Origin of the sequence: Actinopolyspora mortivallis, from assembly GCF_003001495.1 — a bacterium.
Lineage (GTDB): Bacteria > Actinomycetota > Actinomycetes > Mycobacteriales > Pseudonocardiaceae > Actinopolyspora > Actinopolyspora mortivallis_A.
Genome location: NZ_PVSR01000022.1, coordinates 36,938 through 58,614, shown reverse-complemented (window position 1 = coordinate 58,614; position 21,677 = coordinate 36,938). Strand labels below are relative to the sequence as shown.

Genomic DNA, 21,677 nt, shown 5'->3' with positions numbered 1-21,677 from the left:
TCCCACGACGGGGTGTGCCACCGTTGAAATCCGGCGCTGACCAGCACGGAAGCTGCCGATTTCGCACCGGTGGGATCGGGGTGACGCGGCATGGGAAAGCATGTGGCCGACCGGGCGTTCCGCCCCGGTGATCGGCAGCGGTACCGGGACAAGATGCAGCGCGGCCTGGACGCGCTGGCGCGCATGTTGGCCGAGGGCAACTTCTCCTTCCCCCATCAGCAGATGGGCCTGGAGATGGAGATGAGCCTGGTGGACGACGCGATGGACCCGGCGATGTCCAACGCCGAGGTGCTGGAGAAGATCGACGACCCCTCGTTCACCACCGAGCTGGGCCAGCACAACATCGAGTTCAACGTCCGCCCCCGCATGCTGGCGGGCGGAGGTGCCCTCGAACTGGAGGACGAGCTGCGCACCTCCCTGGTCAACGCCGACGCCAAGGCGCGGGACAGCGGGGCCAGGCTCGTGATGATCGGCACCCTGCCCACGCTGCGCAGCGCCCACTTCGACCCGAGGTGGCTGTCCCGGCCACCCCGCTACGAACTGCTCAACCGCCAGATCTGCGCCGCGCGCGGCGAGGAGATCCTGCTGCACATGGCGGGAACGCCCTTCGGGGAGCACGAGCAGCAGGAGCGGCTGCGCTCGCACGCGGAGTCCATCCTGCCCTCCTCGGCCTGCACCTCCGTGCAGCTGCACCTCCAGGTCGCCCCGGAGGACTTCGCCGCGCACTGGAACGCGGCCCAGTGCCTGGCCGGGGTCCAGGTGGCCGTGGGGGCGAACTCGCCCTTCCTGCTGGGCAAGGCCCTCTGGCAGGAGACCAGGGTCCCGTTGTTCCAGCAGGCCACCGACAGCAGGCCCGAGGAACTGAAGAACCAGGGCGTGCGCCCCCGCGTGTGGTTCGGGGACCGCTGGATCACCTCCATCTTCGACCTGTTCGAGGAGAACGTGCGCTACTTCCCGGCGCTGATGCCGGAGCCGGAGGAGGAGGACCCGGTGGCCGCGCTGGAGGCGGGACGGGCACCGAACCTGTCGGAGCTGCGCCTGCACAACGGGACGATCTGGCGCTGGAACCGACCGGTCTACGACCTGGTGGACGGTGTCCCACACCTGCGGGTGGAGAACCGGGTGCTGCCCTCCGGGCCCACCGTGATCGACATGCTGGCCAACGCCGCGTTCTTCTACGGGGCCCAGCGCGCCCTCGCCGAACAGGACCGTCCGGTGTGGAGTCAGATGTCCTTCGCCGCCGCCGAGGAGAACTTCTACAACGGAGCCCGGCACGGCATGAACGCCAGCCTCTACTGGCCCGGCACGGGATGGGTTCCCCCCGACGAGCTGGTGCTGCGCAAACTGCTCCCCCTCGCCCACGAGGGGCTGGAGTCCTGCGGCGTCTCCGAGGCGGTGCGCCAGCGCCACCTCGGCGTGCTCGAACAACGCTGCAAGGCACGGCAGACCGGCGCCGACTGGCAACGGGACACCGTGCTCGCCCTGCAACGGCACACCGACCGGCGCACGGCGCTGGTGGAGATGCTGCGGCGCTACACGGCCCTGGGCGGTTCGGGCGATCCGGTGCACACCTGGCCGGTGGGCTGAGAGCCCCCTCGGTTCCCGTCACGTGTTCCGCCCACCACGCTCACCTCGTTTGCCATTGTGTTGCAATTGCGTCAGACTCGTTGTCGCAACCCATACGCAACAGGGAGAGGGTTCATGGCTCAGTACGTGCTGCCCGAGTTGGACTACGACTACTCGGCGCTGGAGCCGGCGATCGCTGGGGAGATCAACGAACTGCACCACAGCAAGCACCACGCCGCCTACGTGAAGGGGGCCAACGACACGATCGAGAAGATCGCCGAGGCCCGGGAGAAGGGCGACTTCTCCTCGATCGTGGGGCTGGAGACCACCCTGGCGTTCAACCTGGCCGGGCACTCCATGCACCTGGTCTGGTGGAAGGTGCTCAGCCCGGACGGGGGCGACAAGCCGACCGGTGAGCTTGCTGCGGCCATCGACGAGCACTTCGGTTCCTTCGACAAGTTCCGCGCCCAGATGGAGGCCGTCTCGACCACCATCCAGGGCAACGGCTGGGGCGTGCTCGCCTGGGACCCGGTGGGGCAGCGGTTGATCACCCAGCAGCTGCGGGACCACCACTCGAACCTGTCGATCGCCACCACGCCGCTGCTGGTCTTCGACATCTGGGAGCACGCCTACTACCTGCAGTACAAGAACGCCAAGGCCGACTACGTCCAGCAGCTGTGGAACGTGGTCAACTGGGACGAGGTCTCGCGTCGCTTCGCCGACGCCCGCGCCGGCTACAACGGACTGCGGCTGCCCCAGTCCTGACACGACCGGAGTTCCGGGCCGCGCCCCTTCCCGGCACCGGGGCCCGCTCTCCCGACTCCGGCAGTGAATGCTCCGACAAGCCGAGCTGCCGGTCCGACGGGGCTCCCGCCACCACGGCGGGAGCCCCGTTTCGTGTGAGGACGACCACGGGGACGATCAGGATCCTCGCGGCGGAACACCGAACGAGTATCTTGCACTCGCGCGGGTCGCCCGCCCCGTCTCCCGCGCGACGCCGTGCCGCCCCGCACCCCGCGACGGGGTCAGACGTTCGGAAGGGAATCCCCGCGACCGCATGAGCAGCCCCACGATCGCCCCGGCGGCGAGACCCGTCGCCGTCGACGCGCTCCCTCCCCTGGCCAGAAGACCGGTGTTCCTCATCACGGGACTGTGGCTGCTGGTGGTGGGGGTGGCCTGCTGGTGGTACGGCTACTTCGGCGACGAGCTGTACTTCCTGGCCGCCGCGGACCACCTGGCGTGGGGCTACGCCGACCAGCAACCGGCCCTGCCGGTCCTGGCGGGCACGATGCACCTGCTGCTGCCCGACACGCCGTTCACGCTGCGCTTGCCCGCGCTCGTGGCCACGGCGGCCGGTGTTCCGCTGGCCGCCCTGATCGCACGCGAGTTCGGCGGGGACCGTCGCGCCCAGGTGCTGACGGCGGGAGCCTTCGCGCTCTGCCCGCAGATCCTGCTCAACGGCAGGCTGCTCGGGACCATGACCTTCGACCCGCTACTGTGGACGGTGCTGACCTGGCTGCTCGTGCGGTGGGTCCGGCTGCGCGGCGTGGGACGTGCCGACGACCGGCTGCTGCTGTGGGCGGGTGTGGTCACCGCCGTGGCCGTCCAGGTCAAGTTCCTGGTGCTGGGTTTCTGGTTGTCCTGCGGTCTCGCCGTCGCGCTCGTCGGTCCCCGGCAGCTGTTGGCGCGGGGAAAACTGTGGCTCGGGGCCGGTATCGCGGTGGTGACCACGGTGCCGACGCTGCTCTGGCAGGCCACGCACGGTTGGCCCCAGCTGGGGATGAGCGGCGTGGTCAACTCCGAGAGCCGCTACGAGGGGCTGGCGCTGCTCAGCCGGTGGGTCATGCTGGCGGGGGTCGTCGGAGCCGTGCTGCTGTGCTACGGGCTGGGCCGGCTGCTGTTCTCGCCGGGGATGCGTCCGTACCGGTTCCTCGGGGTGACGTGCTGCGTGCTGGCGTTGCTCTTCCTGACCACCGGGGCTCGCGAGTACTACACGGTGGGGATGTATCCCGTGCTGTTCGCGGCGGGGGCCGTGGGACTGCAACAGCGCCGACAACGGGTCGGGCGTCCCCGGTGGAGCCGGGCGGCCTGGCCGGTCTACCTGCTCTCGGCCGCGTTGTGCCTGCCCTCCCTGACCCCGTGGCCGCTGCCGGTGTTCCCCGGACAACTCGCGAACAACACCGGACGGCAGTGGGCGGGGCTCACCCGCGACGTGGCCTCCGAACTGGACACGTTGCCGGAGAACAAGCGGCGGCACACGGTGGTGCTGGCCTCCTCCTACTGGACCGCCGGGGCGCTGCACCACTTCGGACCCGAGTACGGGCTGGAACGGGTTTACAGCGGCAGCAGGGGCTACGGATTCTTCGGGCGTCCTCCGGAGGACTCGGAGGCCACGCTCTACGTCGGCGGCGGGCGGAGTTCGCTGTCGCCGTTCTTCGCCGAGGTCGACTCGCTGGGCACCACGGAGAACGGCACGCGGCTCTGGCTGGCCGAGGGGCGCACCGCCTCCTGGGAGCGGATCTGGCCGCGGTTGCGCGGCATGGGGATGCGGGAGTGAGGCCGCCCTCCCCGGGGTCGCGGGGCTCGTCGAGCGGGCGGCCCGGGGAACGGGCCCGCCGAGCGTCGCTCGACGGACCCGCGGGGTTCCCGAACTGACTGCCGCTCCCACCACGAAGCGGACATCATTTAGGTTAGCCTAACCTGCCCGTTTGGGCAACCCGTGATTTCTCCGGAGCAGCACCATCGCCCCGAGCGCGCTGGCCGACAGCACCCCCAGCCCACCGACCAACAACGGCGCCCTGCCGTCGAAGATCTCGGCCAACCACCCGGAAAGCAATCCCCCGATCGGTCTGCCACCGAGGAACAACATCATGTAGAGGCCCATGACCCGCCCCCGCACGGCGGGGTCCACGGACAGCTGAACCGTGGCGTTGGCCGCCGTCGTGCACGTCATCACCGCGATCCCCACCGGAACGAGCGCCACGGCGAAACTCCGGTAGGTGGGCATCTGCGAGGCCAGGGCCTCCAGTACCCCGAAGGCCGCCGCTCCCCCGAACACCAGCCGCAGCCGAGGCCGCCCACCGGCCCGTCGGGCCGCCAACGCGGCCCCGGTCAGCGTGCCCACGGCCAGGGCGGTGATCAGCAGCCCGTATCCCGCCGCGTCGCGGTGGAACACGTTGCGCGCCACCACGGCGAAGGCGTTCTCGAAGTTCATCCCGAAGGTGCTCACGCAGAACACCAGGACCAGCACCACGACCAGTTCGGGGCGCGCCGAGACGTAACCCAGCCCCTCCCGGAGCCGTCCGCGTCCCTGCGCCGGAGCGGCCGAGCGGTACAGCCGCCGGGGGTCCATCAGCACCAGGCCGAGCACCACGGCCGCCGAGCTCAGCCCGTTGAGCAGGAAAACCGGCCCGGTCCCGATCACCGTGATCAGCACCCCCGCCACGGCGGGACCGACGATGCGGGCCAGGTTGAACGTCATGGAGTTCAACGCCACCGCGTTGGGCAGCTGGGCGGGTCCCACCATCTCCACCACGAAGGACTGGCGCACGGGAGCGTCGAAGGCCGCGAAACAACCGAGCACCAGGGCCAGCAGGTACACCTGCCACAGCTCGACGAGCCCCCCGACGTCGAGAGCACCCAACGCCAGCCCGCACAGCCCCATGCCCGCCTGCACCACGACCAACAGGCGACGCTTGTCGAAACGGTCGGCCGTCACACCGGCGTAGAGGGTGAACAGCATCGTGGGCAGGAACTGCAACGCCACCGCCACGCCGAGCGCGGCGGGCGAACCGCCGGAGAGCTCCAGCACGAGCCAGTCCTGGGCGGCGCGCTGCATCCAGGTGCCGGTGAGCGAGACGACCTGACCGGCGGCGTAGTAGCGGTAGTTGCGCTCCCGCAGGGAACGGAACATCCGGCCGCGACCGGAGTCCGGTTCCGGGCTCGCCTCTCCGCTGGTTCGTTCGGTGGTGCGGTGGGTCGGAACGCTCATCGGCGGACTCGGACGGACGGGGACGGAGTCACAGCTGGGCCATTCGGTCGATAATCCGCGCCGCGTTCGCCAGGGTCTCGCGCTCCTGCTCGGTCAACTCGGCCAGTCGCTGGTCCAGCCATTGCTCGCGCGCGGACACCTCCTGGTCCATCCGCTCCTGCCCCGCCTCGGTCAGCTCGACGATCGCCTGCCTGCCGTCGGTGGGGTGCGGGCGCCTGCGCACCAGCCCCAGCTCCTCCAGGGCCGCGATCACCCTGGTCATGGAGGGCGGTTGCACGCCCTCCCTGGAGGCCAGTTCGCGCGGGGACAGCGGTCCACCGCGCCACAGGCAGGCCAGGGCCGATATCTGGGACAGCGTGACGTTCGACTCGGTCTGCGTGCGCAGGCGGCGGTTCAGACGCACGACGGCGATACGCAGCCTGCTCGCCAGGGTGCGTTCGCGTTCAGCGGTATCGGACACATCGTTAGTTTAGCAAAATACCGGACATTTCGCGTGTCACGCACGGTGATCCACGACGGCGCGGTAGGCTGAAACCGCCCGTATCGGACCCCTCCGGCGGGCACACCCCCGGCGGGCCCCTCGCCGGCACCATACCCGGAAGGGAGTTCGCACCCTGTGTCCGAGGAGAACACGGAGGCATCACGCGGCCCGACACCGATGCGTCCGGTTCCCGCCCTTCCCCGCAAACTCGCCGAACCCACACCGGTGGTGCTCACCGGAACCCTGTGCTGGCTGATCGCCGCGCTGGTGTTCGGAGTATGGGGATGGGTGACCGGATCCGCCCCGGACACGCGGTTCTGGACCAGTGTGGTCGGAACGGTACTCGGCGTGCTCGGCTACGGGCTCTTCCGCTGGCAGCGGGCGGCCTCCCGACGCGGCTCCCCGGGAGCCTGGCGGGGACTGGCCGGACTCGACGAGTGAACCTCGCCACCCCGCCCTCCGCTCACCGCAGCAGGGTCGTCGCGGTCGGATCGGCCAGCAGCGCGGCGAAGGCGAACCGCAGCGACCAGCGGTCGGCCGCCCACGCCAGGGCGCGGGCCAGACCGTCCGGGGAGCGCTCACTGTAGACGGTGCCCACACCGTCGACCCACCAGTGCACGGGACACTCCCGCCCGTCCGGGGTGCGCACCCGCAGACCGTCCCGCAGCACCACGCGGCCGTAAGGCACCGCCAGCCCCAACAGGCCGCAGGCGGCGGGAACCCGGGCCACCTCGCCCCACTCCTGGGTGACGCCCTCCCCCAACACCTCGAAGGTTCCCTGTTCGGAGGCCAGCGGCAGATCCAGCAGCTCGGCCAGCGACTCGGCGTCGAACTCCTCCGGAGTACCCCCGGCGACCACCAGGGCCGGCTCGAACGCCCCGAGCAACCAGGGCTCGTCCAGCACCACCGCCCGGTCGGCCCCCACCACGGCACCCTGGACCGAACGCACCGCCCCCGGCGGGTCCACCTCGGCCGGATCGAACCGCTCGCAGGCCACCGCCTCCGCCAACGCACGATGCGCACCCAGCACGACCCCCGGCCCCACGGCGCGGTTCGCGTCGGCCAGCCGATGCACCAGGTCGGCGGCGTCGGACTCGTCGGAGACCGTCAGCTCCGTGCGCACCCCGGCCAGCCGCAGCTGCCACTCCTCCAGGCCCGTCTCGGGCACCGGGTCGTACAGCCCCGCCAGTGAGTCCGCCCCGGCGCACCGCCACTGGCGGGGAGCGCGCCCGCCCAGGCGGGCGAACCTGGCCACCCACCAGGCGGTGTAGCCCCCGGGCTCGCGCAGCGCCTCCAGTGTCTCCGGGTCCGCGCAGAGCAGCCGCAGCGCCGCCGGCCAGCAGTCCTCGGCCACCAGGTCCAGGTCCCGCACCCCGACGAAACGGGCCGGGGGCCACTCGGAGCCGTGGGCCCGCTCCGACTCGGACCACCACTGTTCGGTGTCGGCCAGCCCCTCGTGCGGCGAATCCGGCTGCTCCTCGGTCACCACCGCGAAGGAGTCCAGCACCCCCACCGAACGCAGCACCTCGGGGGAACACCGTCGGAGCACGCCCGGATCGAGTGCGCCCAGCGGGGCCTCGGCGCCCACGGCCTCGGGATCCAGCACGTCGAGCAGCGCCGCCCCGGGCAGCAGCAGCTCGTCAGCCCTGCGCACCTCCCCGTCCACATCGGGCAGCGCCAGCGCCCCCAGCCAGTCGCGGCCTCCCGCGTTCTCCACCAGCGCGAACACCGCCTCGGCCAGCGGCATCGGATCGGCACCGGCGCGGGCGTCGGCCACGCTGTTGTGCACCGCCTCGGCCAGCGCCGGGGTGTCCAGCAGCTCGGCGGCACCGGCCCGACGGGCACCCAGGCGTTCCAGCAGCGGATGCACCGCCCGGGGGTCGGCCACCCGCAGCCCGGTCACGTCCAGCCGCGCCACGGCGACCGCCGGGTCGTCGTCCCCCTCGCCCTCGGGCAACAGCACGTCCCGCACCCCGGTGACCGTGCGCCCGTCGGCCAGCGGCACCGGCAGGGCGGCGAACTCGCCCCGGGCCGTGCCGTCCTCGCGCTCCACGGGGGACACCGCCTCGTACAGCCGCCACCACCACTCGGCGGGCCGGTCCAGCCCGGCCAGCGTCTCCACCAGCTCAGCGGCCCCCATCCGGGTGACCTCCAGTGCGCGCAGCGCCCGCCGGTGCGCGGGGGCGGACAGCTCCGCCGCCAGCAGACCGGAGACCACCCCGGCCAGCAGCTCCACGAGCCCGGGCGCGTGGAAGTCCAGCACCCTCGCCCGCCGGGGAGAGACCGGGGAGCCGTCGGCCGTGGGCAACCACTCCGCCTCGGAGAGGTGTTCGAGGATCCTCTCCCGCAGCCGGGCGTCGACGTCGGACGACGGCAGGTCGGGCACGGGGACCAGCACGACCCGCTCCGCCGCGGGCACGTCCGAGACCAGCTCCACATAGGCCCGCGCAGCCTGCTCCAGCACCGCCTCGGTGGCCGGGCCGGAGACGACCCTGCGCCGATCCGGTTCCAGCGGCACGTCGGCCAGCAGCCGGGCGGGCAGGGACAACCGCTCCTCGGTGGGGGTGGGCGCGTGCAGCACGTCCCGTTCCAACGGGGCCACCCCGCCGTGCTCGTCCAGCGGGAGCGCCCAGCACACCCACCGCCCGGCGCGGTCGCGCTGCTCCACCCCCAGCTCGGAGGACAGCGCCCCGGACAGCTCCCCCCGGTCACGGCGCAACAGCCACACCCGCTCCCCCTCCGGGGAGCGCACCGCCACCCGCCCGGACCCGAGATCCCGGCGGGAGTAGGTCTGCCGGTCCACGGTGACCTCGCCCAGGGCGGGCAGTGCCAGCAGCAGGTCGGGAACCTGCTCGGCCAGCTCGTCCAGCAGCCGCCGTCCGTCGACCCCGGCGCGCAGCGGCAGCCGGACCTCGGTGGCGAAGCCCTCCGGAGGTGTTTCCTCCACCGGCCAGACCAGCCGCAGCACCGGAACCTGGCCGTCCCGGGCCGTCAGCTCCTCGGCCACCGCCCCGGGACCGGAGGAGGCGGAGGAGGCCAGCTCCGCCCGGGTGCGCTCGGCGGAGAACTCCACCGCCCCGCTGGTGGACACCAGCCGGGGGGCGTCGGTGACCGACAGCACGGCGGCGAACCCCACCCCGAACCTGCCGACGGAGTTCCCGTCGCGCTTGGGCGAGGCCCGCAGCGCGGCCAGCCCGGCCACCCCGGCGGCGTCCAGCGGGGCTCCGGTGTTGGCCACCCGCAGCTCCCCGCCTTCGAGGCGGATCTCCACCCGCCCGGCCACGCCGTCGGCAGCGGCGGCGTCGGCGGCGTTCTGGGCGAGCTCGACCAGCAGACGGTTGCGGTAGCCGCCGAGCCGCAGGTCCTCCTCGGCGTTGGCGTCCTCCCGGAAACGCGTCGGGGAGGACCGCCACGCCTCCAGCACGGCGGCGCGCAGCTCGGCAGTTCCGAAGGGATCGCCACTCACGGGGTCACGGGACTCGGCGGGGACGTGCTCCTCCGCCCGACCCTGGGATGCATCGCTCAACAACTGTGTCCTCTGGATCCTGTTCGCACAGCGGTGTGGCCGGGTGACCGCCGGGAAGGTCCCGGCCGTCACCGGCGCGGACGTCCGGAAGGGACCCGACGTGCCCAGCATCGACCGGTGGGAAACATCCGCGTTTCCCCTGTGTTCCGTGCCCGCTCACTGTATCCTGTTCCCAGGTGGGCTTCTCGCACGGCGAGCGCCCGGAAACCGGCAGCGGGCCCGTGGAGCGCGGTGGCACCCGCGCGGAGCCCTCGTGCCGACAACCGTCGTCGACCGGGCGCGGACCCCGGTCAATCGCCCCGTCGAGGGGGTAGTCATGCAGGCACTGATGTCCCTGTCCTTCGCCGATCCCACCGAGATCCGCGAATTCCCGCACGGCAGGCTGGAGCTGTTCGACCTGCACGGCTCGGCGGCCGGCAGGTTCGTCCTGGAACCCGGCTGGCACTGGGCCGAGGACATGGCGCCGCTGGTCGGCACCGCGAGCTGCCAGCAACGGCACGTGGGCTACGTGCTCACCGGAAACCTCCAGGTGTCCATGGACAACGGCGCCCACGGAGTGATCAAGGCCGGGGAGATGCTGCACATCGAACCCGGGCACGACGCACGCGTGCTCGGCAACGAGCCGGTGACGGTCCTGGACTTCGCCGACGTCGCCGCCTACGCCACCAGGGCCACGGCTCTGCACGCCACACCCTGACCCACCGGGCGGGCACCGCCGCGCACGGCGCCCCCGCCCCGCACCGGGGGTGACGCTCGCCCCGGGCGGGCACGGAGAGGAAACGAACCGTCGTCAGCCCCGGGACTCGTAGTCCAGCGTGGTGTCGTCGTAGACCACGTCGGCGACGGGGATGGTCGAGGAGGTGTCCACCTCGGCCTCGGAGTGCGCCCCGCAGCCGAACTCGACGTGCACCACCCGCCCGTCGGCGGGGGACACGGCGTTGGCGCACACCCCGAAGGCCGCCCGCATCGACCCGGACAGCGGGAGGAAGAAGCCGCAGCTTCCGCACGGGCCCGGCGCGAGCCGCGCGGTCTCGGTGTCGGGACCGAACTCCCCCTGGTACCACCGCTCGGCGGCCTCCAGCCGGCCCTGTTTGCTGAGCACCCGATCCCGGCCCGCCTCGACCTCGTAGGCGAGTTCGGCGACCGGATCGTCCCCGGGAGGCGTGCCCGGGGCCAGCCGGGGGTCGTCCTGCCCGCTGGGCAGCAGGTCCCCGGCCCCCAGGTCCCCGGGGCGGATCCGCTCGCTCCACGGCACCCAGTCCGGAGCGACGAGCGCCTGCGGGCCGGGCAGCAGCACCACCTCGCTGACCGTGACGGGGTGTTCCCGCCCGGAGGTGGCCACGGTGACCGCCCAGCGCCACCCGACGTAGCCCCGGTAGTTGGTGCGGAAGTAGTGCGTGACGGAGTGGTCGGACTCGTACTCGACACAGACGTGCTCTCCGACAGCGGGCCCTTCGGCCTCCATCACGAGCGCGGGCGAGTCGTAGGGTCCGTTGCCCGCTGCCTCCTCCTCGGCGGCGGAACGCGCGATCTCCACCGCCTCGGCGAGTTTCGGATCCGGATCGGGCCGCCGCTCGTCTCCGGAAGCGTTGCTTGGGTCCGGCGCCGTGTCGACGTCGCTGATCGGAGCAGGCATAGGCGTCACACTTCCGATTGTGCCGCACGTGTTTCGCGGTGTGGGCGGGCGTGCCACGCTTTCGGCGTGCGTTTTCGGAGTGGACGGGGACGAGTCCCGCTCCGTCGTGTCGGCGGTGACCGGCTCGGCGGGAGGCTGCTCCGCGGGGGTCGGCGGGACGGCACCGGGCGGCTGCTCGTGATGTGCCTCGTGCCGCTGATGATGCTGACGGTCGCGGGTTGTGGCACGTCGCCGCAGCCACAGCAGTACGGCGACCAACGCGGCGATCAGAGCGAACAGGACTTGTGGCACGGGGGCAGCGTGCCACACCTGCGTGCCGATGTGATCCACGTTCTGCCGCATGATCCGTCCTTGTTCACCCAGGGCCTCGAAACGCACTCGGGGACACTCTACGAAAGCACCGGTAAACACGGTGAATCGGTTCTGCGTGCCGTGAGCTTGACAACCGGCGAGGAGCTCCGGCGGGTGGAGCTGCCGCGTCGCTTCTTCGGCGAGGGGATCACCGTTGTGGGGGACAGGATCTGGCAGCTGAGCTGGAGAGCCGGGACGGCCTTCCTCCGGGACCGGAACAGCCTGCGGGAGCTCCGACGCGTCGACTACGACGGACAGGGCTGGGGGCTGTGCTCGGACGGGTGGCGCCTGGTGATGAGCGACGGCTCGGCGCGGCTGACCTTCCGCGACCCGGAGAGCTTCGCCCGACGCGGGGAGGTGACGGTGCGCCTGGGGGGAAACCCGGTGGAGGAGATCAACGAGCTGGAGTGCGTGGACGGCGCGGTGTGGGCCAACGTCTGGAAGACCGACCACCTCGTCCGGATCGACCCGGCCACGGGCCGGGTGACGGCGGTGGTGGACGCCGGTGACCTGCTCACCGAGGCCGAGGCCTCCTCGGCGGGGGTGCTCAACGGCGTGGCCGCCACCGACCGGGAGGGCGAGTTCCTGCTCACGGGCAAGTACTGGCCCAGCCTGTTCCGCGTGAGGTTCGTCCCGGCCTGAGCCGGACGGAGCACACCCCGCGCGTGGTGCGCGCCGCCCCTCGGCGCGGAAACAGCACGGCACGGGCCCGTGCCGTGCGCCCACGGGGCGGCAAGCGGGCGAACACCCCGGCGGGGCCCGGGCGACGGCGGCCGGGGAGCGCGGTCGTAGGCTCAGCACCGTGCGCCGAGGACTCACAGCGCTGCTCGCCCTGACCGCCCTGGCGGTGACGGGCTGTTCCGCAGCGGACCACGACCCGCGGGTGACCTTCTACGCGCACGGCGAGTCCGTGCGGGTCGACCCGGTCACCTACTGCGACCCCGTGGAACGGGAGTGCTCCGAACCCCGTCCGGACGCGGCGGGCAGCCTCACCGTCCCGCCCGGAGAGCCGGTGCAGATCTCGGTTCCGGAGCAGGTGCGGCGCGCGCCGTGGCAGGTGGTGTTCAGGTACCGCACCCCCTCCGGGGAGGAGGCCAAGGGCCGCACCGGCCTCATCGAGCACGGAACCCGTTTCAGCTACACGCTCGACCTGCCCGAGCCGCAGGCGCAGCTGGAACAGGTCGAGGTGCAGCGCTACGCCACGCTGAGCATGGACGACTCGCAGGGGTTGCAGTTCGTCATCGGCGGAAGCTGGGTGATCGACGTCGAACAGCCGGATCCCGCCGCGAGCCGGAGCTGACCGCTCCCCGCCACGGGGAGGGGCCGCGGTTTCAGGACCCGCCCGGATCGAGTTCCCGGGCCACGGCGCGCACCACGCCGCCGACCCGCTTGGCGACCTTGCGGTCCGGGTAGCGCCCCTTGTTCAGCTCGGGCAACACGCTGGACTCGAGCAGCTTGATCATGTCGTCGACCATGCCGTGCAGCTCGTCGGCAGGGCGTCGACGGGCCTCCACCACGGAGGGCGGCGGATCCAGCAACTGGACGCGCAGCGCCTGCGGACCACGACGCCCCTGGGCCAGGTCGAAATCGACCCGCTGACCCGTCTTGAGCGCCTGGGTCCCGGACGGCAGCGCGGAGGCCCGCACGTACACGTCCTCCCCACCGTCCTGGGTCAGGAAGCCGAAGCCCTTGTTCGCGTCGTACCACTTGACCCTGCCGGTCGGCACAGTCCTCACCGTTCCCTGTCAGATACGTGTTCCCGACCGCGCACCCGAGAGGGACGGGAGGCGGCTGCCGGGAAACGCCGTTGCCTACGTTCGATTGTTGCCAGTCGCGTCGACGCCGATCGGAAGCTGTCCCGGCACGACGAACGCGCCCCGGATACGCCTACCTGCCTCGCGGGCACTGCGAGCCTGTTGCGGCAACTGCGTTCCAGGACGCGTCCCGTCAAGCGTACCCGTTCTGCGAAGAACAACAACGCCTCAGGCGGAGGTGTCCACCGCCCGGGCGGGAGTCCCGGCGGGGCGGCTTCGTGCCGTGGTGGGCACGGTGTTCGTCGGCGCACCGCATAGGCTGGTTACATGAGCACCTCCACCCGTGGTGTCGCGATGCCGGTGGCCGTGGGCACGTTCTGCGTCGGCCTGCTGGTGATCCTGCTCGTGTTCGGCCTCTCGGTTCTGGGATACCGGAACCTGCCCTGGTGGCTCAACGCCATGACGATGCTGTGCCCGCTCGGACTGGGCATCGGGCTGGTGTCGCTGGTGGTGCGCGCCCGTCGTGACGCCCCTTGACGCGAAACCAAGCAGTATCGAAAATCTCCGTGTTGTTTTCCTCACACACGGTGAAGGGGTGACTCATGAACGGGACCCCGGGCGGACAGGACACGCAGCGCACCGAGTTCCACTCCCTGCGGGCCGGGGGCGTCAACTGGGACTCGCTGCCGCTGCGGCTGTTCGACAAGGGCAACGCCAGGTTCTGGAACCCGGCCGACATCGACTTCAGCCGGGACGCCGAGGACTTCCACCGCCTCACCGAGGAGGAACAACGCAGCGTCGCCCTGCTGTGCGCGCAGTTCATCGCCGGCGAGGAGGCCGTCACCGAGGACCTGCGGCCGTTCATCGCCGCCATGAGCGCCGAGGGACGCTTCGCCGACGAGGTCTACCTGAGCCAGTTCCTCTTCGAGGAGGCCAAGCACACCCAGGTGTTCCGGCTCTGGCTGGACGCGGTGGGGCTGACCGAGGACCTGCACCACTACGTGGCCGACAACCCCGGCTACCGGGCGATCTTCTACGAGGCCCTGCCCGAGGCGCTGGACTCGCTGCACCACGACCCGAGCCCGGCCAACCAGGTGCGCGCCTCGGTGACCTACAACCACGTGGTGGAGGGCACCCTGGCGCTGACCGGCTACCACGCCTGGAACAGGATCTGCCACGGCCGCGACATCCTGCCCGGGATGCGGGAGGTGGTCCGCCGCATCGGCGACGACGAACGGCGCCACATGGCCTGGGGAACGTTCACCTGCCGCAGGCACGTGGCCGCCGACGAACGCAACTGGGAACTCGTCCAGCAGCGCATGGACGAGCTGCTGCCGCTGGCGGTGCAGCAGATCCAGTGGCGCCCGGAGTGGGCGGGGGACCGGGAACCCTTCGGGCTCGACATCGACGAGCTGTCCGCCTACGCCTCGGACCGCGCCGGACGACGGCTGGGGGCGATCTCGGCGGCACGCGGGGCGGACGTGGCCAGCATCGACGTGGACGCCACCCCCGAGCGGCTGGAGGACCAGTTCGGCGCCGAGGACGCCGCCGCGCTGGAGGCCACCGGCACCGGGGAACAGCCCGCCGGTTCCGCCTGAGCGGTTCCTCGGCGACGGCGGGCCGTTCGGCGAGCCGAGGTGGGCCTCCGTCGAGCCGGTCTCACTCCGACGAGGGGGCCTGCTCCTCCAGGCCGAGCAGCCGCACGGCCTGCTGCCGCATCTCCACCTTGCGCACCTTGCCGGTGACCGTCATCGGGAACTCGTCGACCACGTGCACGTAGCGCGGGATCTTGTAGTGGGCCAGCTGGCCGGCGCAGAACTCGCGCAGCGCCTCGGCGGTGAGGTCGACGGCCCCCTCCCGCAGCCGCACCCAGGCCATGAGCTCCTCCCCGTAACGCGGGTCGGGAACCCCGATCACCTGGGCGTCCAGGATGTCCGGGTGGGTGTACAGGAACTCCTCGATCTCGCGGGGGTAGATGTTCTCCCCGCCCCGGATGACCATGTCCTTGATCCGCCCGGTCACGCTCACGTAGCCGTGCTCGTCCATCACCGCCAGGTCCCCGGTGTGCATCCACCGCGCCGAGTCGATCACCTCGGCCGTCTTGGACGGCTCGTTCCAGTAGCCCAGCATCACCGAGTAACCCCGCGTGCACAGCTCCCCCGGCTGCCCGCACGGCATGGTGCGTCCCGTCTCCGGATCGACGATCTTGATCTCCAGGTGCGGGCCCACCCGGCCCACGGTGGACACCCGCCGTTCCAGCGAGTCATCCGGGCGGGTCTGGGTCGACACCGGGCTGGTCTCGGTCATCCCGTAACAGATGGCCACCTCGGACATGCCCATCCGCTCGACGACCTGCTTCATCACCTCCACCGGACACGGCGAACCGGCCATGATCCCCGTGCGCAGGGAGGAGAGGTCGTACCGCTCGAAGTCGGGCAGCTCCAGCTCGGCGATGAACATCGTGGGCACCCCGTACAGCGAGGTGCACCGCTCGGCCTGCACCGCCCCCAGCGCCGCGGCGGGGTCGAAACCCTCGGCGGGGATCACCATCGCCGCGCCGTGGCTCGTGCAGGCCAGGTTGCCCATGACCATGCCGAAGCAGTGGTAGAAGGGCGGCGCGATCGCCACCCGGTCCCGCTCGGTGTAGCCGCACAGCTCGCCGACGAAGAACCCGTTGTTCAGGATGTTGTGGTGCGACAGCGTCGCCCCCTTGGGGAATCCCGTGGTTCCGGAGGTGTACTGGATGTTGATCGGGTCGTCGGCGGACAACCCTGCCTCCACCCGCGCCAGTTCCTCCGGGTCCGCCGCGACGAACAGTTCCCGCCAGTCGTCGCCGCCCAGGAACACCACCCGCTCCAGCTCGGGGCAGCGCGGGCGCACCCGCTCGACCATGTCCACGTAGTCGGAGCTCTTGAACCCCTCGGCGGCGACCAGCATCCGCACCCCGGCCTGGTTGAGCACGTACTCCAACTCGTGCGCGCGGTAGGAGGGGTTGACGGTCACCAGGATCACCCCGATCCGCGCGGTGGCGTACTGCACCAGCGTCCACTCCGCGCGGTTCGGGGCCCAGATGCCCAGTCGGTCGCCCCGGGTGAGGCCCGCCCGCAGCAGCCCGCAGGCCAGGGAGTCCACCTCGGAGACGAACTCGCGGTAGGTCCACCTGCGTCCGGTGGCGAACTCCACCAGCGCGTCCCGCTCCGGCACGCGCCCGGCCGTGCGCAGCAGGTCAGCCCCTATCGTGTCCCCCAGCAGCGGGACCTCCGAGGTGCCCGAGGCGTAACTGCGGCGTAGGGGTTCCTCGACCGTCCGGTCGTCGCCGAACTCCGACACGATGACCTCCCCGTTGCGACACGACGGTGTGTTCCGGACAACATCGTCGCTCACACGAACGAAGGAGTCGAGACGTCCTCGGAAGTTCGGCCGGGAGCGCCTCCGGCGACGTGATCGAACGCGTCAAAGCCGCCGTGGCCGCCCTCGGCGGCGACGTGGCCCACACCGCCAGCATGTCCGACCTCGTCGAACACGCTTTACGCCGCGAGGTCGAACGACTCGAACGCAACCACAACAACGGCGACCAGTTCCCCCGGGTCAGGGGGAAACTCCGCACCGGCCCCTCCACCGACCAAGGACGCTGACCCCCGCACACACCGAGCCCCAGCCGAAGAAGGCCGGGGCTCGCACTATCCATCCCCACGTGTGCGGGGAGCGCTGGTTGAGGGGCAGCGAGGGGTGGCCGGGAACGGGTGGTTCAGCGCTGTGTGAGCCGTTCGACGAGCTGGTGTAGTGGCGGGGCGAGTTCGGGGTGGTCGCCGGATTCGACGCGACGCAGCAGACGTGCGGCCACGTGCAGCAGTGCGGTGGTTCCGCTGGGGGCGTCGAGGATGTCGACGAAGGTGTGCCACACGGTCGCGGCGGTGCGTGGAGCCAGCAGGCTGTAGCAGTACAACGTGGCCGCGTCGGTACCGGCGGGGCCACGTCCCCACAGACTCCAGTCCAGCAGCCCGAGCTCGGGTTGGAGCAGGTTGGCCCAGTGCAGGTCGCCGTGGACGGTTTCCCAGTCGAGCACCGGGCGCCGGGCGCCGATCCGGTTGAGCCGTCCGGTGATCTCCGGCTCGGTCTTGTGTCTGCGGTCCGTGGGGAAGTCTGCCAGGGTGTCGAGGCTGCCGCGGAGTCGGTGCCACCACGATTCCGGGAGGTCGAGTTCCTGCCGGAGCACGTTCTCGGCCGCGCAGGCCCTGCCGGACAGGTAGGTCATGAGTTCGGCGCGCTGGCGCCGGACACCGGGGATCTCCCACTCGTGGGTGTCGAGCACGTGGGGTTTGCGGAGGCCGGTGATAACGTTGGCCTCGGCGTTGCCGACCCACCACGCGCCTCGGGCCCACGGGGGCTGTTCGGTGACCACCCGCAGCCAACGCCGTCCTTGCCCGCTCCGCGCCGGGGCTCCGATGGACAGCAGCCGCCAGCCGTGCACCGGTTCGCCGGTGATCGTGACACCGAAGTGCTCGGCGGCGTGGTCGAGGTTCTCCCGCATCCAGGCGGCGAACCGCAGGTCGGCTTCGGCGACCTCGGAGTCGGACGGGCTCATGTGTCCAGTATGTGACGCAGGTAGGCCTCGGGGTTGTCGAGGTAGCGTCGCCAGTGGTCGACCAGCTCCAGCTCGTGCCACTCGACTCGGCGGAATCCGTGCTCGCCGACCTCGACGATCTCGGCGCCGGGGACGGCGGCCAGGATCGGCGAGTGGGTGGCGCAGACGACCTGCGCGCCGGTTCGGCCGAGCTGGTGCATCAACCCCACCAGGTGCAGGCACGAGGTGAATGACAGCGCCGCCTCGGGCTCGTCCATGACGTAGAAACCGGGCTGGGCCATCATCTCGCGGAACACCGTCAGGAACCCCTCGCCGTGCGACATGGTCGAGGTGTCCTCCTCCCAGTATCCGGGCACTCCGCCGAGCTGCTCGGTCATCTGGAAGGCGGTTTCGGCTCGGAGGAAGAACCCCTTCCTCGCGTTGCGCGGGCCTGCGCGCATCCGCGATCCGGCCGCGGTGGTCTCCAGGGTGAGTACCTCACCAAGCTGGGTTTTGGCCGGGTTTGGTCGCCCTCGTTTGGCGGCGAGACGACCTCCGTAGGAGTCCAGCCCGAACCCTTCGGCGATGGCCTCCACCAGGGTGGATTTCCCAGAACCGTTGTCCCCGACCAGGAAGGTCACCGGGGTGTGGAAGGTCAGCCCGTGCTCGGCGAGTTCTGCCACGCAGGGCACGGTGAACGGCCACCGGCCGCGTTCGGCGCGGCCGGGGCGGTTCGCCTCTCTGATGTAGGCGCGTCGGACGAACACCCTGGGTTGTTCCTCCTAGGCGTCGTAGTTCGGCTGGCATCCACCTTTCGGGCCGCACGGGCCCGCGCCGGTCGGCCAGCAGGAGGGATTGCAGGCGGGGCCGCAGTTCGGCCCGCATTGAGGATCGCACGCTGATCGGGGGAACGCACCGAAGTGGTCCCGGAGCTGTTGCTCCGTGGCAGCCATGCGGGGGCTGGTGAGGATGTCGGCCAGTGCGTACTCGCGGGCGTTGCCCACGGACATCCACCGGGAGAACACGCACGGCCACACCTCGCCAGTCGGTGCCACAGCGATCTTGCCGTTGCCGCAGTGCCCGCAAAGTTGGTTCAGGCTTGCTTCCTCCACTTGGACGCCGCGCCCGACCTGACGCAGGCGGTCGGTGCCGATCTCGCTCACGCCGAGGGCTCGTAGTTCGGCCACGGCCTGTTCACTGCGTTGGCCGTCGGCGAGGTCGACCACGCCCACCCGCAGCGGGATCGAACGGCGCACTGCCTCGGCGATGTTGCTCTTCGTACGTTCGTGGGTGTTGCGACGCGTCACGGCCGCGTGCTCGCCGGCATCGTCGGAGTAGTACGAGGTCGCCAGCCGCACCCCCGGAAGGGACAGCACGTCCCAGACAGCGGGGCGCACGTGGACCAGGTTCGAGAACACCTCGACCTCGACGCCACGACTTCGTGCGTGTTCCATCAAAGTGGGCAGGGTCGGGTGCAGCGTGGGTTCGCCACCGATGAACTGCACCATCTCGGTTCCCAGTTCGGCAGCCTGGTCGATAGTTCGGCGCCAATCCGACTCAGTCATCGTTCCATGATCGACACCAGGGCCAGAGTCGGCATAGCAGTGGGTGCACTCCAGCTGGCATTTTCCGGTGATCTCCAGCCACACGAAAGAAAGGTTCTGCACGATAATCTCCCTGAAAAAGAGCCGATTTCGTTCGCGCCACTCACGGCGCCGTCACAGTGCCGGGCCGTGGTCTCTACAGAGCGCGCAGCCGCGCCAGCACGCGGGCCATGAGTTCCGGGGGCGGGGCGTTCTCGGCCCAGTCCGCGCTACTGTGGTCCTGCCACCCCGGTAGGTGCCTGCTACCGGGGCGGCTTTCCTCGCTGTAGAGGTCGCCGCACCATCCCCACCGCATTCCGGGCCGCACCCGTGGAAGCTGCCTGGTCCGTTCGACTTCCCGCTCGCCCTGTATCTGGGCTTGAAGCTGCCGCACGGTCAACGCCCCCGCCCCGGCCCCAGCATGGCGAGGCCGCCGTTCCGAGTAGTGGCCCCACACGCCCAGCACGACCGCGGTCGCGGCCAAGGCCACGGCAAGGACCACAACGGAACACATCAGGCATCCGAACCACCCACCGTGCTGTCGACGGTGAGTTCCCCCGACGGCAGCGTGTCGGCGTGCTCCCGCAGCGCGGCGGCCAACTCCTCCAACGCGGCAGCCACATCCCGACACTGCCCGCTGGTGTAGCGCCGCCCGCCGATCTCGTAAGCGGCCTCCTCCACCAACCACGTGCCCCGCACCAACAACTCGGCCAGCACGGCCCCCGAACTCGGCCCGCTCACGACCGCTGCCCCACATCCGGACGCGGCGGAGCCCCCACGAGCTCCCGCGCCCTGTCATCACAGTCCGGGCAGGTCCACCACAGCCAGGCGAGTTCGCCCTCGCAGGCCTCCACGGTCTGTCCACACAGGGTGGTCACCCGCTGGCCTTCCGGGTACTCCCGACAACCCCGTCGGGACACCGGGTCGGTGCTGGCGTGGCGTGCCCGCTCGGCGGGCACCCACGCAATCGGATGTGACATAGCGTAGCCTCCCAAATGCACGAACAGAGCTTGTCCACTCTGTTCCGTCTGTACCGGGGACAATATGGCGTCCCCGGTAAGGGAGCAATGCTCCGAACGAGTGAAAGCCTGGACGTGGATCTAGGGACGACCGCTAGGGTTTGTCTCATGGCTCGCACCACGAAACACTCGCCACGCGTGCGCGCTCTCGGCGCTGAGCTGCGAGAAGCACGCGATACTGCGGGGATGACCATGCGCGACGTGGCGCAGAAACTCGGATGGCACCACAGTAAGTACGCTCGATTCGAAACCGGTGAACAAGTACCAACACCAGCGCAGGTATCAGCTATCGCGGCCACCGTCGGGGTCCCCGAGGCTGAGCGGGAACGTCTCACGGAGATGGCCACCGACATCTCTAACGGCGACGCGAACTGGCTGAAAGCGAGTTCCGGTCACGACGAGTTGACGACACTACTGGAGTTCGAGCGCACCGCGACCAGCATCGTCGACGTGTCACCGATCCTCGTTCCCGGATTACTACAAACGTCCGACTACGCTCGCACCATCATGGCCGGTGAACCACCCGGTGAGATGGAGCGCTTGGTGGCCATGCGCGTCGGACGTCGTGACGTACTCACCCGCTCGAAACAGCCGGTGGACTTCACCGCGATCATCGCCGAGAACGCCCTCCGGCAACCTATGGGCGGCCGAACGGTCATGGCCGACCAGCTCCGCCACATCGCAAAGATGTCCGAACTCGACAACGTTACCGTGCATGTACTGCCGCACGAGCTGACTAACTGGACACCGGCACATGCCGGCCCGTTCATCCTGTTCGACTTCGCCAAGAGTGCTCCGATCGTGCACCACGAGCACCTCAGTAGTTCCGCATTCCTGTCCGGCGCCGGGGACATCCAGGTGCACCGGGAAGCGGCGGTTAACCTCCGTGAGGCAGCGATGAACCCGACCGACTCGGTCGAGTTCATCCTGCGTTGTGCGACAGATATGGAGGACTACTGAGCATGACGGTACACCCTGAAGGTTGGCGGAAGTCGAGCCGCTCGTCGAAACAAACGAGCTGCGTCGAGGTGGGCCGCGTCGGCGACGGCGCCGCCGTCCGCGACACCAAGAACCGCGAGCTCGGGTACTTCACCACCACCCGCCAGCAGTGGACCACCTTCCTCGACGCGGTCAAGAACAACCGCTTCGAGTGAGGCCGTAGACAACAACGGCGCCCCCGTGGCTTCCGGGGGCGCCGTTTTCATG

At 70.5% G+C, this 21,677-nt stretch carries 24 protein-coding genes; 12 read left to right on the top strand and 12 right to left on the bottom strand.

The window, feature by feature from the left end:
- Positions 1 to 90: 90 nt before the first annotated feature.
- The 3 genes from CEP50_RS12935 (at position 91) to CEP50_RS12925 (ending at position 4,123) form a co-directional block, all read left to right on the top strand.
- Positions 91 to 1,587 carry a glutamate-cysteine ligase family protein gene (locus CEP50_RS12935; protein WP_106114199.1) on the top strand — a complete coding sequence of 499 codons (1,497 nt, stop codon included), beginning with the start codon at positions 91 to 93 and terminating at the stop codon, positions 1,585 to 1,587.
- A gap of 114 nt (positions 1,588 to 1,701) precedes the next feature.
- On the top strand, positions 1,702 to 2,331 hold the full coding sequence (locus CEP50_RS12930; protein WP_019855624.1) for a superoxide dismutase: 630 nt from the start codon (positions 1,702 to 1,704) through the stop codon (positions 2,329 to 2,331).
- Positions 2,332 to 2,623: 292 nt separating this feature from the next.
- The gene (locus CEP50_RS12925) at positions 2,624 to 4,123 is read left to right on the top strand and encodes an ArnT family glycosyltransferase (protein ID WP_106114198.1); all 1,500 of its coding nucleotides are present in this window, start codon (positions 2,624 to 2,626) and stop codon (positions 4,121 to 4,123) included.
- Positions 4,124 to 4,261: 138 nt separating this feature from the next.
- On the opposite strand, the gene CEP50_RS12920 is transcribed toward CEP50_RS12925, so the two are convergent.
- Together CEP50_RS12920 and CEP50_RS12915 are read right to left on the bottom strand one after the other, a co-directional pair.
- Positions 4,262 to 5,557: an MFS transporter gene (locus CEP50_RS12920; RefSeq protein WP_106114197.1), complete on the bottom strand. Its 1,296-nt coding sequence runs from the start codon at positions 5,555 to 5,557 to the stop codon at positions 4,262 to 4,264.
- Between the two features lie 28 nt (positions 5,558 to 5,585).
- On the bottom strand, positions 5,586 to 6,017 hold the full coding sequence (locus CEP50_RS12915; protein ID WP_019855626.1) for a MarR family winged helix-turn-helix transcriptional regulator: 432 nt from the start codon (positions 6,015 to 6,017) through the stop codon (positions 5,586 to 5,588).
- Between the two features lie 156 nt (positions 6,018 to 6,173).
- Between CEP50_RS12915 and CEP50_RS12910 the strand changes: the two genes are divergently transcribed.
- Positions 6,174 to 6,479, top strand: a complete 306-nt coding sequence (locus CEP50_RS12910) for a DUF2530 domain-containing protein (protein WP_258175203.1) — start codon at positions 6,174 to 6,176, stop codon at positions 6,477 to 6,479.
- Positions 6,480 to 6,501: 22 nt separating this feature from the next.
- Here the strand turns inward: CEP50_RS12910 and CEP50_RS12905 are convergent, their stop codons facing one another.
- Positions 6,502 to 9,504 (bottom strand): sacsin N-terminal ATP-binding-like domain-containing protein, encoded by a 3,003-nt coding sequence (locus CEP50_RS12905; RefSeq protein WP_106114195.1) that lies wholly within the window; start codon positions 9,502 to 9,504, stop codon positions 6,502 to 6,504.
- 313 nt (positions 9,505 to 9,817) lie between these two features.
- Here CEP50_RS12905 and CEP50_RS12900 point away from each other — a divergent pair, with 313 nt between their 5' ends.
- Positions 9,818 to 10,261, top strand: coding sequence for a cupin domain-containing protein (locus CEP50_RS12900; RefSeq protein ID WP_258175200.1), 444 nt, complete (start codon positions 9,818 to 9,820; stop codon positions 10,259 to 10,261).
- A gap of 93 nt (positions 10,262 to 10,354) precedes the next feature.
- On the opposite strand, the gene CEP50_RS12895 is transcribed toward CEP50_RS12900, so the two are convergent.
- The gene (locus CEP50_RS12895; protein ID WP_106114193.1) at positions 10,355 to 11,200 is read right to left on the bottom strand and encodes a DUF3027 domain-containing protein; all 846 of its coding nucleotides are present in this window, start codon (positions 11,198 to 11,200) and stop codon (positions 10,355 to 10,357) included.
- A gap of 300 nt (positions 11,201 to 11,500) precedes the next feature.
- On the opposite strand from CEP50_RS12895, the gene CEP50_RS12890 reads away from it, so the two are divergent.
- Together CEP50_RS12890 and CEP50_RS12885 are read left to right on the top strand one after the other, a co-directional pair.
- Complete coding sequence (locus CEP50_RS12890; RefSeq protein WP_374957096.1) at positions 11,501 to 12,193, top strand: glutaminyl-peptide cyclotransferase; 693 nt, start codon at positions 11,501 to 11,503, stop codon at positions 12,191 to 12,193.
- Between the two features lie 160 nt (positions 12,194 to 12,353).
- On the top strand, positions 12,354 to 12,851 hold the full coding sequence (locus tag CEP50_RS12885; protein WP_106114191.1) for a DUF2771 family protein: 498 nt from the start codon (positions 12,354 to 12,356) through the stop codon (positions 12,849 to 12,851).
- A 31-nt stretch (positions 12,852 to 12,882) separates the two neighbouring features.
- Here CEP50_RS12885 and CEP50_RS20915 read toward each other — a convergent pair whose 3' ends face one another.
- Positions 12,883 to 13,278, bottom strand: coding sequence for a cold-shock protein (locus CEP50_RS20915; protein ID WP_019855634.1), 396 nt, complete (start codon positions 13,276 to 13,278; stop codon positions 12,883 to 12,885).
- Positions 13,279 to 13,632: 354 nt separating this feature from the next.
- Between CEP50_RS20915 and CEP50_RS12875 the strand changes: the two genes are divergently transcribed.
- Together CEP50_RS12875 and CEP50_RS12870 are read left to right on the top strand one after the other, a co-directional pair.
- Positions 13,633 to 13,842, top strand: a complete 210-nt coding sequence (locus CEP50_RS12875; protein ID WP_106114190.1) for a hypothetical protein — start codon at positions 13,633 to 13,635, stop codon at positions 13,840 to 13,842.
- A gap of 65 nt (positions 13,843 to 13,907) precedes the next feature.
- Positions 13,908 to 14,903 carry a R2-like ligand-binding oxidase gene (locus tag CEP50_RS12870; RefSeq protein ID WP_106114189.1) on the top strand — a complete coding sequence of 332 codons (996 nt, stop codon included), beginning with the start codon at positions 13,908 to 13,910 and terminating at the stop codon, positions 14,901 to 14,903.
- Between the two features lie 61 nt (positions 14,904 to 14,964).
- Here CEP50_RS12870 and CEP50_RS12865 read toward each other — a convergent pair whose 3' ends face one another.
- Positions 14,965 to 16,635, bottom strand: coding sequence for an AMP-binding protein (locus CEP50_RS12865; RefSeq protein WP_106114188.1), 1,671 nt, complete (start codon positions 16,633 to 16,635; stop codon positions 14,965 to 14,967).
- Positions 16,636 to 16,745: 110 nt separating this feature from the next.
- Here CEP50_RS12865 and CEP50_RS12860 point away from each other — a divergent pair, with 110 nt between their 5' ends.
- On the top strand, positions 16,746 to 16,940 hold the full coding sequence (locus CEP50_RS12860) for a ParB family protein (protein ID WP_106114187.1): 195 nt from the start codon (positions 16,746 to 16,748) through the stop codon (positions 16,938 to 16,940).
- A 113-nt stretch (positions 16,941 to 17,053) separates the two neighbouring features.
- Here CEP50_RS12860 and CEP50_RS12855 read toward each other — a convergent pair whose 3' ends face one another.
- The 6 genes from CEP50_RS12855 to CEP50_RS12830 all read right to left on the bottom strand — a co-directional run bounded on the left by CEP50_RS12855 (position 17,054) and on the right by CEP50_RS12830 (position 20,432).
- On the bottom strand, positions 17,054 to 17,890 hold the full coding sequence (locus tag CEP50_RS12855) for an aminoglycoside phosphotransferase (protein WP_106114186.1): 837 nt from the start codon (positions 17,888 to 17,890) through the stop codon (positions 17,054 to 17,056).
- On the bottom strand, positions 17,887 to 18,636 hold the full coding sequence (locus CEP50_RS12850; RefSeq protein WP_106114185.1) for an AAA family ATPase: 750 nt from the start codon (positions 18,634 to 18,636) through the stop codon (positions 17,887 to 17,889). Before CEP50_RS12850 ends, CEP50_RS12855 begins: the two co-directional genes overlap by 4 nt.
- 15 nt (positions 18,637 to 18,651) lie before the next feature.
- On the bottom strand, positions 18,652 to 19,536 hold the full coding sequence (locus CEP50_RS12845) for a radical SAM protein (RefSeq protein ID WP_219905459.1): 885 nt from the start codon (positions 19,534 to 19,536) through the stop codon (positions 18,652 to 18,654).
- A 73-nt stretch (positions 19,537 to 19,609) separates the two neighbouring features.
- Positions 19,610 to 19,966, bottom strand: a complete 357-nt coding sequence (locus CEP50_RS12840; RefSeq protein WP_106114184.1) for a hypothetical protein — start codon at positions 19,964 to 19,966, stop codon at positions 19,610 to 19,612.
- Complete coding sequence (locus tag CEP50_RS12835; RefSeq protein WP_106114183.1) at positions 19,966 to 20,193, bottom strand: hypothetical protein; 228 nt, start codon at positions 20,191 to 20,193, stop codon at positions 19,966 to 19,968. Before CEP50_RS12835 ends, CEP50_RS12840 begins: the two co-directional genes overlap by 1 nt.
- Positions 20,190 to 20,432, bottom strand: coding sequence for a zinc finger protein (locus tag CEP50_RS12830; RefSeq protein ID WP_106114182.1), 243 nt, complete (start codon positions 20,430 to 20,432; stop codon positions 20,190 to 20,192). Before CEP50_RS12830 ends, CEP50_RS12835 begins: the two co-directional genes overlap by 4 nt.
- 87 nt (positions 20,433 to 20,519) lie before the next feature.
- Between CEP50_RS12830 and CEP50_RS12825 the strand changes: the two genes are divergently transcribed.
- Positions 20,520 to 21,431 (top strand): helix-turn-helix domain-containing protein, encoded by a 912-nt coding sequence (locus CEP50_RS12825; protein ID WP_374957095.1) that lies wholly within the window; start codon positions 20,520 to 20,522, stop codon positions 21,429 to 21,431.
- A gap of 2 nt (positions 21,432 to 21,433) precedes the next feature.
- On the top strand, positions 21,434 to 21,625 hold the full coding sequence (locus CEP50_RS12820; protein WP_106114181.1) for a DUF397 domain-containing protein: 192 nt from the start codon (positions 21,434 to 21,436) through the stop codon (positions 21,623 to 21,625).
- Positions 21,626 to 21,677: the final 52 nt, after the last annotated feature.

Bases quoted from the DNA above. Each gene is read 5' to 3' on its own strand.
- CEP50_RS12920 (WP_106114197.1), bottom strand. From the start codon at position 5,557: ATGAGCGTTCCGACCCACCGCACCACCGAACGAACCAGCGGAGAGGCG.
- CEP50_RS12840 (WP_106114184.1), bottom strand. From the start codon at position 19,966: ATGTGTTCCGTTGTGGTCCTTGCCGTGGCCTTGGCCGCGACCGCGGTC.
- CEP50_RS12830 (WP_106114182.1), bottom strand. From the start codon at position 20,432: ATGTCACATCCGATTGCGTGGGTGCCCGCCGAGCGGGCACGCCACGCC.
- CEP50_RS12855 (WP_106114186.1), bottom strand. From the start codon at position 17,890: ATGAGCCCGTCCGACTCCGAGGTCGCCGAAGCCGACCTGCGGTTCGCC.
- CEP50_RS12895 (WP_106114193.1), bottom strand. From the start codon at position 11,200: ATGCCTGCTCCGATCAGCGACGTCGACACGGCGCCGGACCCAAGCAAC.
- CEP50_RS12870 (WP_106114189.1), top strand. From the start codon at position 13,908: ATGAACGGGACCCCGGGCGGACAGGACACGCAGCGCACCGAGTTCCAC.
- CEP50_RS12825 (WP_374957095.1), top strand. From the start codon at position 20,520: ATGCTCCGAACGAGTGAAAGCCTGGACGTGGATCTAGGGACGACCGCT.
- CEP50_RS12935 (WP_106114199.1), top strand. From the start codon at position 91: ATGGGAAAGCATGTGGCCGACCGGGCGTTCCGCCCCGGTGATCGGCAG.
- CEP50_RS12925 (WP_106114198.1), top strand. From the start codon at position 2,624: ATGAGCAGCCCCACGATCGCCCCGGCGGCGAGACCCGTCGCCGTCGAC.
- CEP50_RS12875 (WP_106114190.1), top strand. From the start codon at position 13,633: ATGAGCACCTCCACCCGTGGTGTCGCGATGCCGGTGGCCGTGGGCACG.
- CEP50_RS12930 (WP_019855624.1), top strand. From the start codon at position 1,702: ATGGCTCAGTACGTGCTGCCCGAGTTGGACTACGACTACTCGGCGCTG.
- CEP50_RS12820 (WP_106114181.1), top strand. From the start codon at position 21,434: ATGACGGTACACCCTGAAGGTTGGCGGAAGTCGAGCCGCTCGTCGAAA.